This is a genomic window from Desulfobulbus sp. (genome assembly GCF_030824455.1).
In the GTDB taxonomy this organism is placed as follows: domain Bacteria; phylum Desulfobacterota; class Desulfobulbia; order Desulfobulbales; family Desulfobulbaceae; genus Desulfobulbus.
The window spans coordinates 1-12,317 of the sequence record NZ_JAVBXR010000036.1 but is presented as its reverse complement, the minus strand read 5'-3'; the positions used below and the strand labels follow the sequence as shown (position 1 = coordinate 12,317).

Annotated in this window: 9 protein-coding genes; 5 read left to right on the top strand and 4 right to left on the bottom strand. The window is 57.9% G+C overall.

The annotated features are described in order from the left end of the window. Positions 1–33 precede the first annotated feature (33 nt). On the bottom strand, positions 34–1,311 hold the full coding sequence (locus RCH93_RS06335) for an HD-GYP domain-containing protein (RefSeq protein ID WP_306547485.1): 1,278 nt from the start codon (positions 1,309–1,311) through the stop codon (positions 34–36). A 130-nt stretch (positions 1,312–1,441) separates the two neighbouring features. Here RCH93_RS06335 and RCH93_RS06330 point away from each other — a divergent pair, with 130 nt between their 5' ends. From RCH93_RS06330 to aqpZ, 4 genes are all read left to right on the top strand, one after another. Continuing rightward, on the top strand, positions 1,442–2,173 hold the full coding sequence (locus RCH93_RS06330) for a DUF1499 domain-containing protein (RefSeq protein WP_306547484.1): 732 nt from the start codon (positions 1,442–1,444) through the stop codon (positions 2,171–2,173). A gap of 2 nt (positions 2,174–2,175) precedes the next feature. After that, positions 2,176–2,928: a 5'/3'-nucleotidase SurE gene (surE, locus tag RCH93_RS06325; protein WP_306547483.1), complete on the top strand. Its 753-nt coding sequence runs from the start codon at positions 2,176–2,178 to the stop codon at positions 2,926–2,928. 31 nt (positions 2,929–2,959) lie between these two features. Continuing rightward, the gene (locus tag RCH93_RS06320; protein ID WP_306547482.1) at positions 2,960–3,814 is read left to right on the top strand and encodes a deoxyribonuclease IV; all 855 of its coding nucleotides are present in this window, start codon (positions 2,960–2,962) and stop codon (positions 3,812–3,814) included. A 143-nt stretch (positions 3,815–3,957) separates the two neighbouring features. Continuing rightward, positions 3,958–4,647, top strand: a complete 690-nt coding sequence (aqpZ, locus tag RCH93_RS06315) for an aquaporin Z (RefSeq protein WP_306547481.1) — start codon at positions 3,958–3,960, stop codon at positions 4,645–4,647. 283 nt (positions 4,648–4,930) lie between these two features. On the opposite strand, the gene RCH93_RS06310 is transcribed toward aqpZ, so the two are convergent. After that, on the bottom strand, positions 4,931–7,102 hold the full coding sequence (locus RCH93_RS06310) for a methyl-accepting chemotaxis protein (RefSeq protein ID WP_306547480.1): 2,172 nt from the start codon (positions 7,100–7,102) through the stop codon (positions 4,931–4,933). A gap of 727 nt (positions 7,103–7,829) precedes the next feature. Here RCH93_RS06310 and RCH93_RS06305 point away from each other — a divergent pair. Then, positions 7,830–9,053, top strand: coding sequence for a hypothetical protein (locus tag RCH93_RS06305; RefSeq protein WP_306547479.1), 1,224 nt, complete (start codon positions 7,830–7,832; stop codon positions 9,051–9,053). A 185-nt stretch (positions 9,054–9,238) separates the two neighbouring features. Here RCH93_RS06305 and RCH93_RS06300 read toward each other — a convergent pair whose 3' ends face one another. Beyond that, the gene (locus RCH93_RS06300) at positions 9,239–10,468 is read right to left on the bottom strand and encodes a tetratricopeptide repeat protein (protein WP_306547478.1); all 1,230 of its coding nucleotides are present in this window, start codon (positions 10,466–10,468) and stop codon (positions 9,239–9,241) included. 521 nt (positions 10,469–10,989) lie between these two features. Continuing rightward, positions 10,990–12,317 (bottom strand): ABC-F family ATP-binding cassette domain-containing protein (locus RCH93_RS06295; protein ID WP_306547477.1); only part of this gene is annotated, 1,328 nt, incomplete at its 5' end.

Sequence of the window (12,317 nt, the reverse complement as noted above, 5' to 3'; positions counted from 1 at the left end):
ATCAATGCGGCAGGCAAAGCGGGTCGGAAGAAACTACAGGATAATGCTGGGCAGTTCCATTTCCATCCGGTCGAAGGCGGCGACAAAGGCCGCAACCACTTCAGGATCAAACGGCCGCTCGGTTTCAGCGAGAATTTTTTCCTTCGCCGCCTCGAGCGACAAGGCTTTTTGATCAGGGCCGCCGACCGTCAGCGCGTCATAGACGTCGGCCACCGCCAGGATGCGCGCTCCCAGGGGAATGGATTCCTTGCCTTGCTCTGCCCCCTGCTCCGTCTGTTCAAATTGCTCGTGATGCCCGAGCAGCAAGGGCAGTATCCTGCCCATGGAGCCGCTGAGCAGATGCTCATTGGAGGTGGTTTCGCAGGCCGCCTGGCGTTCGTTTTGCCTCAAGCCGGCCGCCTTGAGGAGAATGCTCCGGCTGATCTTCAACCGCCCCAGGTCGTGCAACAGCGCCGCCGAACGGATGTCTTCAACGGCGTCCTTTTCAAGCCTCATGGCGGCGGCAATGCGGGTTGCATAGATGGAGACGCGAAAACAATGATTTTCCATTTCTTCATCCTGGCCGATGAAGTGACGAAGAATCAGCAACAGTCCCTGATAGGTCTGCCGCAGCTCCTCCATCTTCGTTTTATCACGTTCATACAAGGTTCCCATGGCGTAGGCGGTCACCAGCAGGATGCACCCCCAGGAAACGATGTGATACCACTGGTTGTCGCCGCCCACCCCGGCCAGATTGAACTGGGCAAACCGACCCGGATTGAAATGACTGACCAGACCCACCAGGAGGATGCTGGCAAAGGCGGTCAGCACCGCTTGGCGACGCCCGAACAGGTAGGCGGAAAGCACCGCCGGCAAGGTGTAGAAGCCAAGCAGCAGATACTGGGAGGCAATGGTGTAATTGAGCATCCAGGCGATTCCCAGCATGGAGAGCACAATCCAGAGCTCTTTGTTGATTTGCTTGAGCGCATGCGTCAACCGACTGTCTTTGGCCCGCCCGGCCCGTCCGGCTTGGATGAGCGCGGCGGCGTCGACCGGATCGCTGGGCGAATCGCCAGACGCCTCGCCTGCCTCGGCGGTCCGACTGGGAACGAACAAGGCCTCGGCTCCCAACTCTTCAAGACGACGGATGACTGCCCGCCCGGTTTCTTCGGCAACATTGCGGCTGAGGACCACCGGCAGGTTATTGAGCAAGGAAGGGATCTTGTCGCGGGGAATGCTTTTGGCCCGTTTTTCCAGGTAGGCGGCAATCTGCGCCGCATCGGCGGCAGGGGAAAGTGCTTTCAGGATGAGCGAGCCTTTGCTATGATCCATAGTCGCGACCTATTGCGTCAATGCTTGGGCAACGCCCGATTGCGAAGCAACATCATACATAGCACGAGTATACGGAAAGAACGCCCTCTGTTCAAGACATGGTCGCCTTTTTCTTCAAGGAGAATGACGCGTGAACACCCCCCACACCCATTGGCTGGTAAAACTCCAGGCGTTCTGGCTGTTGTTGGCCCTGGCGGCAGTGATTGGCTTCAGGGCGTCGTTGCTGCCTTGGCGGCCGGCCCTGCTGGCGACGGCGGCGGCAGCCGGCGGCTTGGCGCTGACCGGTTTTTGCAGCCTGGCGCTGCTGTTTGTCCTGTTGCGCGCAGGTCGTCGCGGCGGCAAACAGTGTCTGATTTCGGTCGCCCTTTCCCTGCCGGCCCTGATCGGCGTTCTCTTGTTGGGCATGCAGGGCGCCAAGGCGCCGCCGATCCACGATATCAGCACCGACACCGTCAACCCGCCCGCCTTTTCGGCGGCAAAGGCCTTGCGCAAGGCGGGCGAAAACAGCCTTGAGTACGCGGGGACGGCAATTGCCGAGCGACAGCAACGTGCCTACCCCGACATCAAGCCGATTGAGACGCCGATGCCGCCGACAGAGGCGTTCCAGGCCTGCCGCGCCGCAGCAATGGGGCTCGGTTGGCGCGTCCTTGCCGAGAACAGCGACCAGGGGGTGATTGAGGCGGTCGACCACACCCTCATTTTTGGTTTTGCCGACGATATTGTCGTCCGGATCACGTCCACGGCCGGTGGCAGCCGGATTGATCTCCGTTCCGCCTCCCGCGCCGGGGTCAGCGATCTGGGCGTCAACGCCAAACGCATCCGCGCCTTTATCCAAGCCTTCAACCACCCTTCCGCACAATAGCCATGCCCAAACCACTGATTCTGGTCACCAACGACGACGGCGTGTACGCGCCGGGCATCCGCGCCCTGCTTGAGGCGGTCGGCTCCTTGGGCGAGGCGGTGATTGTCGCCCCGGAACGCGACAATTCGGCGGTCAGCCATTCCCTGACCATGAACCGGCCGCTGCGGGTTGTTCAGCTCGACGAGCGCATCCACACCATCGACGGCACGCCCACCGACTGCGTCACCATTGCCATCAATAAAATTCTCCGCCGCAAGCCGGACCTGCTGGTGTCCGGGATCAACCCCGGCGCCAACCTGGGCGACGACATCAGCTATTCGGGCACGGTGTCGGCGGCCATTGAAGGGACGATGTACGGCATCCCCTCGCTGGCCTTTTCCCTTGGCGGCTCGCCGCCCTATGATTTCGAGGTGGCGGCGGCGGTGGCCTGGAAACTGGCCTCCATGGCCCTGGCCATGCATCTGCCGCCCAAGGCGCTGCTCAACATCAACATTCCGCCGCTGGCCGCCGGCGAGATCGGCGGCATCCGTTTCACCCGCCAGGGACGCAGACTCTACCGGGACGCCATCCAGGAAACCTTTGACCCTTGGGGCCGCAAGCATTACTGGATCGGCGGCGGCACCGTGCATTGGTCCGGCGGCGACGACACCGACGAGCAGGCGGTGCGCAACGGTTTCATCTCGGTCACGCCGATCCAGCTCGACCTGACCAACCACGACGGACTTGCCTACCTGGAGCGACAATGGCAGATGTGAACCGCAACCGTCGCCCGCGCGGAGGCCGGTGATGCCGCTGCTCGGCGCGCACCAGTCGATTGCCGGGGGCGTACATCTGGCCTTTGACCGCATCCTTCAGGTCGGCGGCGAATCCCTGCAGATTTTCACCGCCAACCAGCGGCAGTGGCGCGCAAATCCGCTGCACGCCGACGACGTCCGGCTGTTCCAAGAAAAACGGCAGGCGGCCGGCAACATGCCGGTGGCCTCCCATGCTTCCTACCTGATCAATCTGGCGGCCACAGAGCCGGACAAGGCGGAAAAATCCGTCGCCGCCTTTGCCGAGGAGCTCAGGCGCTGCGGCCAACTGGGCATCGAGCTGGTGGTGATTCATCCCGGCAGCCACGGCGGCGCCGGCGTTGAGGCCGGGCTGCACGCAGTGGCGCGCAACCTGGAGTTGACCCTGGAGCGTTCGGGCGCGCGCGATGCCAATCTCACCATCCTGCTGGAGACCACCGCCGGCCAGGGGACCGCCCTGGGCAGCCAATTCGAGGAGCTGGGCTGGCTGCTGCACCACAGCCGCTACTCGGAGCGGTTGGGCGTTTGCGTCGACACCTGCCATATCTTTGCCGCCGGCTACGACCTGACAACCGCCGCCGGGTATGCCCAGACCATGACCCAACTGGAGCAACACATCGGTTGCGGCCGGGTCCAGTTTTTCCACCTCAACGACTCGAAAAAAGGCTGCGGCAGCCGGGTCGACCGCCATGAGCATATCGGCTTTGGCCAGATCGGACTGGAAGGGTTTCGTTGCCTGCTCAACGATCCCCGTTTCCACCACCATCCCATGACGCTTGAAACCGACAAAGGCCCGGATTTGGCTGAAGACCTTGCAAACATTGGCCGCCTGCGCGCCCTACTCGCCTGAGTGGCTTTCCAGCCGGCCCCCTATCCTCTCTTCTTTAAAAAAATTACCGGAAACTTACTGCACCTCACCGTTATTCCGTGCTATCCTCTTCCATCGTTAACTGTTGCAGTTGAACTTGGACCTTAAACAAGGAGGAAAATCGTATGAGAAGGTATGTTGCGGAAACTTTTGGGACGTTCTGGCTGGTGTTTGGCGGTTGCGGCAGCGCGGTTCTTTCTGCCGCCTTTCCGGAGGTGGGCATCGGCCTGCTCGGCGTTTCCCTGGCCTTTGGCTTGACCGTGCTGACCATGGCCTACGCCATTGGCCACATCTCCGGCTGCCATCTCAACCCGGCGGTTTCGATTGGCCTCTGGGTCGGCGGTCGTTTTCCGGCCAACCAATTGCTGCCCTACATCGCGGCCCAGGTGATTGGCGGCGTCCTTGCCGGCGGCGCGCTCTATCTGATCGCCAGCGGCAAAGCAGGCTTTGAGCTGTCAGCGGGCTTTGCCTCCAACGGCTACGGCGCGCATTCGCCGGGCGGCTACTCCCTGGCCGCAGCCCTGATCGCCGAGGTCCTGCTGACCATGATGTTTCTCCTCGTCATCCTCGGTTCCACCGACGCACGAGCCCCCAAAGGCATGGCGCCGGTCGCCATCGGCCTCTGTCTGACCCTGATCCATCTGATCAGCATCCCGGTCACCAACACCTCGGTCAATCCGGCCCGCAGCCTGGGCGTGGCCCTGTATGTCGGCGACTGGGCCCTGGCGCAGTTGTGGGCGTTCTGGGTGGCCCCAATCGCCGGAGCCGTGCTTGGCGCCCTGGTCTATCGCTATATCGGCGCTGAGGAACAATAAGCGCCCAATCTGCAGCCATTGGCGGCGGGGCTGTCAGTCTCTCCTTTGCCCGCCGTCGATGGCGCTCCCGTTGTGCAACACCTTCCCGTTGTTCAACACCCAACCAAGCAGGGACCTTGCCGCACCGACGCGTCAACCGGCCTTGTTGTTGCCACAACCCTTTCGCTCAACAAAAACGGCCCGGAGGCTTCAAGCGCCTCCGGGCCGACTGTTTTTTATTTGCACTTCAAGACTCTGCCGTGCATGGTCCCGACTGACCACGCACGGCAGAGACGCTTCCGACTCACACCTTGAAACGTCCCACCAGCACCTGCAGCTTGCTTGACAGGCTCGACAATTCCACCGCGCTTTCATTGATCTTGCCGATGGATACGGACGCATCCTGGACCGCCTGATTCACTCCGGAAATTTCGCTGGTGATTGAGCCGATCACCACCGACCCTTGGCTGACGTTGTGATTGACCTCCTGTATTCCCGCCGAGGTCTGGGAAATATTGTCGGCAATCTCCTGGGTCATGGCGGCTTGGCCTTCGACCTCTTCAGCAATGGACGCAACGTTTTCGCTGACGCTCTTGAAAATTTCCAGGATCTGGCCGACCTCCGACACGGTTTCATCGGTGGAAACCTGAATGTTTTCGATCTGCTGCTGCACCACCTGGGTGGCCTCGGCGGTCTGCTTGGCCAGTTCCTTGACCTCAGAGGCGACCACCGCAAAGCCCTTGCCCGCGTCGCCGGCCCGGGCCGCCTCAATGGTGGCGTTCAGAGCCAACAGATTGATCTGATCGGAAATATCGGAAATCACTTCAGTGACTTTGCTGATTTCCAAGGTGCTCTGGCCAAGTTTGCCCAACTTCTCGGACACGTCTCCGGCCTTGGACACCGCAGACTCGGAGATCGTGCGCGATTCCTCTGATTTTTTGGCAATTTCCCGGATGGTCATCGTCATGTTTTCAGTGGACGCCGAGACCATGTTGACGTTGGTGGCCGCCTCTTCACAGGCCGAGGCCACGCCGCTCATGGTGACGTCCATCTCCTCGGCGCCGACGGCGACAGATCGGGACCGTTCCGCCATGGAATCCGCCCCCTCCTTCATTTGCACGGCGATCCGTGAAAGCGACGAGGACGAGGCGTTGAGCGAACCGGCGTCGGCAACAATCTGCTTAATCAGTTCCTGCAGTTTATCCATGAACAGATTAAACCACGTGGCCATTTCGCCGACCTCGTCATTGGCCTTGATTTCCAGCCGCTTGGTGAGATCGCCCTCGCCCTCGGCAATGTCTTTCAGCATGTCAACCGTGCCTCGAATGGGACGAACAACGCCGCCGGCGGCATACCACAACAGCGCAATGGCCAAAACACTGGTTGCCGCTCCGGTTCCGATCAACATGGACATGCTTTTGCGGCCGGCGGCGGTCAAATCTTTATCCAAAGCAATGGCGTCGGCCAGGACCGTCTCCTGCTTGACCCGAATCATAACCGACCACGGCTTGCCGGTGCGGCCGAGGGCGATGGGGGCGAACACTTCAAATTGCTTTTCTTTCTGATTGAGGGCGGCGACGCTGTTGCCCGCCTGGATGTCCCGCAAATTCTGCTCCCAACCTTCGGCGATGACGTTTTTCAAATGGCTGCCGACCAGATCGGGTTTTTCACTGTGGGCAACGATCAGCCCCATATTGCTGACGATAATGATTTCGCCTTTTCCCTCAAAGAGTTCCTTGTCGACGTTCTTTGACAATTCCTGAACAAAATTGAGGTTGTAATCGGTTCCGGCCACGCCGTAAAATTTCTTGTCCACCAGAATCGGCACGGAAAGCGTGGTCAGCCAGACCTGCTTGCCCTGCACGATGTAGGGAAAGGGGTCGAGCACGCTCTCAGTGTGATTTTCACTGGGATTAATATACCAGCCGCCCTTGAGCACTCCGTTGGGGTGGCGGTCTCGGGTGTCGTATTCCACCAGCGGCTGCACCGCGATATTGCCCTTCTCGTCGCGGTTCCAATAGGGGGTGAACCGCCCGGTCTGCTGGTTGTTGCCGTCTTTGCCGGTGGTAAAGTCAGCGTCGCGCCCGTCCAGAGCATTCGGCTCCCAACAGGAATAGGTGCCGTTAAAATTGGGATTGTTCTTTAACACCTTGAGCAAAACGCCGTTGATTTGATTCCTTCCCAACTCAAGCCCGCCGTTTTCCTTTGCTTTTGAAAGCATAAAAACGTCGGCCATGGTTCGAGCCGCATCCAGGGCGACAAGGAATTCAACTTGAATCTTTCCGGCATAATCGCGGGCGAGATTTTTCAATCCGTCAAGGGACCGCGTTTCGATCAACTGGGACACGCGGGTGTTGACGAGCTGCTGATTCGAGCGAGCGGTGTACAGACTGTAACCGACCAGCACCGCGGATGAGACAATCAGACAGCCCCCTGCAATACCAGCAATTTTTGTTCGGACGGATGTAAATTTCATTGCCCCCCCTTGGAACTAAGCCGACCTTTGAGTTTTGCATAAAAGAGCTTGACCGCACTGACCTCAAACAAGCCCCTGCATACGCGTCGCGGACACTTTGTCCGCATACAAGATTATAGAGGATAAATTGTGATCTAAAAGAAATATTAGTCGTTGATTCTGTTTCGGTTATGGATGAAGCCTGCCAGGAGCAGAGCAGGAACAGTGATGGGCAGGCTTCATCCTCACCCCTCTAAGAATCCTAGAGGTTTTCTTGACTGCAACACTCCCCAAGCAAACAATGTGCCCGAAAAAAATATCGCATTTCCAGTATGTTGGACCAGGACAAGAAACAGGGAGCGGGACATTTTGCCCCACATCAACACCCGACAGAATGTCGCCGGCGCACATCAAGAGGGAGACGTCATAAATTTCTTTTTTGAAATTGGGCGACTAGGTCATTTTTTCTCCCAGCGCCCTGCGCTATACGTCATCGGGTCATTATGCCCCGTGCCTCTCAGGGGGCATAGAGCCGCGCTCAAACGCCTTCCGCGAACGTGCGCACCCCTTCGCGGCAACGTCGGCACGGCAGCATTCACGGCCTCGGCGAGATCGGCAAATAATTGTTGCAGATCGGCACCCTTCGGCATATTTTTTCGTTGTTTTCAGACCATCCCCAAGGTTGCGCGCCCGTTGTGCGAAACGGATCCGAACCGCCCCGTTCCCTCCAACGCTCCCAGTGAAACTTATGCAGCATGCCGCCTTCTTCAAAATTCCAGACTGGCTGCGAAAAATCATCCGCGACCCTTTCCGCAGAGGCCTCTTTCTCGCCCTGATCCTGCTGGGCGTCGGCCTCTCCTGCGTTGAATATCAGCGGGCCGGACACATTGACCCGCACCAGCGGCAGATTGCCTTTTTCTTCCACCCCCAATGCCCGCATTGCCGCGCGCAAAAGGCCTTTATCCCCTATCTTCAGGCTAAATATCCGGAACTTTCCTGGGTCCACTACGACACTTCAAGGCAGGAAAACGTCCGACTGCTCGCCGACTTCATCGCCAAGAGCGGCCGCCCGGACCGGAGCGTCGGCGTGCCCATGACCTTTATCGGCCCCTATGTGATCGACGGATTCGACACTCCGGAAACCACCGGCGTGCAACTGGAACAGGCAATCCGCGCTCTGCTGGCCAACGATCCCTCCCTGTTTCCGCAAGCGGACCCAGGCGGCGGTCGCCAAACCCTCGATCTGCCGCTGGTGGGCACGATCCGACTGGCCGAGTATTCCTTGCCGGCGCTGGCAGTGATCATCGGCCTGGTCGACGGCTTCAATCCCTGCGCCATGTGGGTGCTGGTGTACCTGATCTCGCTGATCGTCAGCCTGAACGACCGCCGCAAAATCTGGCTGCTGGTTGGAACCTTTGTCGCCAGTTCGGGCATTCTCTATTTCCTGTTCATGACCGCCTGGCTCAACGTCTTTCTCTTCCTCGGCTACCTGCGCAGCCTGACCCTGATCATCGGCCTTGGCGCCCTGGGCGCGGGCATCCTCAGCATCCGCGAATATGTGCAGACCAAGGGGCAGATCACCTGCGCCATTGGCGACGCCGCCGCCAAGAAACGAACCATGCACCGGATCGACCGCATTGTTGACGCGCCCCTGACCCTGTTCACGGTGTTCAGCATCATCGTCCTGGCCTTTATCGTCAATTCAATCGAGTTCGCCTGTTCAGCCGCCCTGCCGGCCATCTTCACCCACACCCTGGCCCTGCGCGATCTGCCGACCCTCGAATACTACGGCTACATCCTGCTCTACGATTTCTTCTTCATGCTCGACGATCTGGTCATCTTCAGTCTGGCGGTGCTGGCTCTGGACACCAGCATCGGCCAGCGCTACGCCGGTCATTGCCGGCTTGTCGGCGGGGTGGTGCTGGTTGTGCTTGGCGGGGTGATGGTGTTTTGGCCGGGGTTGTTGCGGTGAGGTGAACAATAGAGGAAATTTACCATTCCCTTGCACCCAACTTTGCACGATGCATTCCCCCCAGAGATTGTGTTTTCAAAGAAGGAGTACATTCGGAGATGACGGTGACCATGACGCAAAGATATATATCCTGTCCCCCGCAATCTGTAATCCCGATGATCCGGCGCACACGCAATGTTGCTCAATCAACGCAAATTGGCGTTTTTTGAGACGCTGCCTCCTTTTCGTTGCTGGATCATGATTTCAACTCTTTTGAGGGAATTCTTTATTTCTGTGACATCATAAACAGTTTGCCCCCCCTCGAATTCCTTGAGCGCCTCCCGGTAGGCCAAAACCGCTTCATCTAGCCGAGCCGTCCCGCTCTCCCGCTCGCCCAATGTCGCAAGGGCATTGCCCAGGTTGTTCTGGGTCCCAGCCCAGTTGCGGGGAACCCGCTCCCGGGTCAACTCTTTGAGCGCCTCCCGGTAGACTGAAACCGCTTCATCCAGCCGAGCCGTCCCGATCACCCGCTTGCCCAATGTCACAAGGGCATTGCCCAGGTTGTTCTGGGTCCCAGCCCAGTCGAGGGGAACCCGCTCCCGGGTCCGCTCCTTGAGCGCCTCCCGGTAGGCCGAAACCGCTTCATCCAAGGGTGCGCTTTCACCACTCTGTGTCCCCAGAACAACTAAAGCGTCAGCCAAAATTGTTCGTACCGATGATCTGCTATCATCATTCCAACCTTGATTGTTTGTACTTTTCTTTAAAAGCGTTTGGATCCGAGATATAAAGAGAGGTAATTTATCTGCTACATATCGGCCTTCATTTGCCCGAAATTCCGCATCAAGCTTTGCTATGACCAGTTGTAGAATTTGGGTTAAATCTTCCCAGAAGACATCAGGGAGTCGAACCTCCGTTTCCCCAAGAGGACGATATTGACCAGAGAGCGGCTCCCCATAAGAAGCGGTCAAGTAGAGTTTCGGAATGGTTTTACCGTTATAATTAAGGACCGTTCCCCATATGAGCACAGAAGCATTGTTCTCATTCAAAAAGGCGCGTGCCTTCTCGTGACCCTTCTTTTCCCCTTCTTCCGTGATATCGTCTTTAAGGATAAACTGATCAAGGAGGCGAGTATGAACTCCTTTAAATTCCTTCAGTAATTCGACAATCAGTTGTTCGTGGTCACGGTTAGGGTCATGGTCCAACCGAGCTACAATGACTGAAAACCGTTCAGGATCGGCAGTGGAAATTTTTTTCCTCGAAGAGAATTCAACAACCTGTTCAACACCTGGCCATATTTTAACTTCCTTCCAATGAGTCCAGATGTAAACCAAGCTAAAAAGTAGCACCAATCCACAAAGGCCAGGAATTCCAAATTTTTGGAATATTAATTTCTTGAAGAAATCACTTAGATTTGGGACCGGTTCTTTAGTATCCATAAAATCAATCGCGCTCCTGTTCCTTAGCTCGAGAACCGAAGGTTCGACCGCCAAGGGAAAGACTTGGATCAAGAAAAAAACATTCCTGGCAGCAAAACCAAGACAAAATATGCGTTCCTTGTGTCAAGGAAATGAGGATGAGAGATAACAATTCATTATTAGACAGATAATTCATTTTGTCTAATAATGAAAAAGCGCAGTAGTCAATGGCTTCCTTACAGGCACAGGCAGGATGACAACGGCTACCAAGACAGAATTTTACCCTTTTCAAAAACAGGGCTCAGAGGCCGAATAGTTCATAAAAGGGGTATTTTAGTTTCTTTTATTGACACGGCCATTAATCACCGAACATGTTTTGACCTGGCATCATTGATAACCCGATGAAATCCCAAGGGCATGGTGGTTCGCCTCGAAAAAGGCGTGTTCAATGTCCGGTGATTTACGCACGCCTTAACACTTAGCCAGACCGACAAGGCCGGACGCTTCAACTCGCCCCTTGTCTCCCAAAATCTCCCGCCCTTTCACGCCCCGCCCGGAAGCGCCGCCGGCGCAATCTGTTCCAGATAATAATCGTAGTTGCCCTCAAAAATCCGCATCTGGCCGTGGTCGATCTCAAAAACCCGGTTGACCAGGGAGCGGAGGAAATGGCGGTCGTGGCTGACCATGATCAGGGTGCCGGCGAACTGCTGCAGGGCTTCGAGCAGCACCTCGCGCGACTGGATGTCGAGATGGTTGGTGGGTTCGTCTAAGATGAGGAAATTAAGCGGCCGAGCCAGGAGCATGGCCAGCACCACCCGGCTTTTTTCGCCGCCGGAGAGGAGTTTGATCTTCTTGTCAACGTCGTCGCCCTGAAAGAGGAAGGCGGCGCAGAGGTTGCGGACCACCCCGATGTTGACCTGGGGCATGGCCGCCTGCACGGTTTCAGACACCGTCATCTCGCCGTCGAGCAACTCCATGGAATGCTGGCTGAAATAGCCGACCAGGACGTTGGCCCCAATCGACACCGTGCCGGTGGTTGGCTCCGCCTGCCCGGCCAGCACCTTGAGCAGGGTGGATTTGCCGGCCCCGTTGCGGCCGGTGAGCGCGATCTTCTCTCGTCGCCGGATCATGCCTGCAAGGCCGCTGAACACCTGGCGGGTTGTGCCGTCGGGTTGCAGCCAGACCTTGCTGAGGCCGTCCAGACGGGCGACGTCGTCGCCGCTGCGGGGCGGTTCGGCAAACTCGAACTTCATAATCCGCTGCTCGGGCGGCAGTTCGATCCGCTCGATCTTCTCCAACTTCTTGATCCGGGACTGTACCTGGGCGGCGTGGGAAACCCGCGCCCCGAAGCGGGCAATGAAGTCCTCCTCCTTGGCCAGCATCTCCTGCTGGCGCCGGTAGCTGGCCAGCAACTGTTCCCGCCGGATTTCCCGCTCGCGCAGATAAAAATCATAGTTGCCGCTGTAGGTGGTCACGTTCTGATTGGCCACCTCGACAATCCGCCCAACCACCCGGTTCATGAACTCGCGGTCATGGCAGGTCATCAGCAGCGCGCCTTTGAATTCGCTCACCAGCCATTCCTCCAGCCAGACAATCGATTCGACGTCCAGATGGTTAGTCGGCTCGTCCAACAGCAGGACGTCCGGATTGACGGTGAGGATGCCGGCCAGGGCGATGCGCATTTTCCAACCGCCGCTGAAAGACTCGACCGGGAAGTTGTAGCGGTCGCTGCCGACCCCCAGCCCGGTCAACACTGCCTGGGCCCGGTTTTCCAGGTCATAGCCGCCCCGATGCTCGAATTCCTCGGTGGCGTTGCCGTAGCGTTCCAGCAGGGCGGCCAGTTCGTCGTCTTCCATCGGCGTGGACATGG

What these genes read in the sequence shown, in the direction of transcription:
- RCH93_RS06310 (WP_306547480.1), bottom strand. Translation starts at nt 7,102, where the DNA reads ATGAAATTTACATCCGTCCGAACAAAAATTGCTGGTATTGCAGGGGGC.
- aqpZ (WP_306547481.1), top strand. Translation starts at nt 3,958, where the DNA reads ATGAGAAGGTATGTTGCGGAAACTTTTGGGACGTTCTGGCTGGTGTTT.
- surE (WP_306547483.1), top strand. Translation starts at nt 2,176, where the DNA reads ATGCCCAAACCACTGATTCTGGTCACCAACGACGACGGCGTGTACGCG.
- RCH93_RS06300 (WP_306547478.1), bottom strand. Translation starts at nt 10,468, where the DNA reads ATGGATACTAAAGAACCGGTCCCAAATCTAAGTGATTTCTTCAAGAAA.
- RCH93_RS06335 (WP_306547485.1), bottom strand. Translation starts at nt 1,311, where the DNA reads ATGGATCATAGCAAAGGCTCGCTCATCCTGAAAGCACTTTCCCCTGCC.
- RCH93_RS06320 (WP_306547482.1), top strand. Translation starts at nt 2,960, where the DNA reads ATGCCGCTGCTCGGCGCGCACCAGTCGATTGCCGGGGGCGTACATCTG.
- RCH93_RS06305 (WP_306547479.1), top strand. Translation starts at nt 7,830, where the DNA reads ATGCAGCATGCCGCCTTCTTCAAAATTCCAGACTGGCTGCGAAAAATC.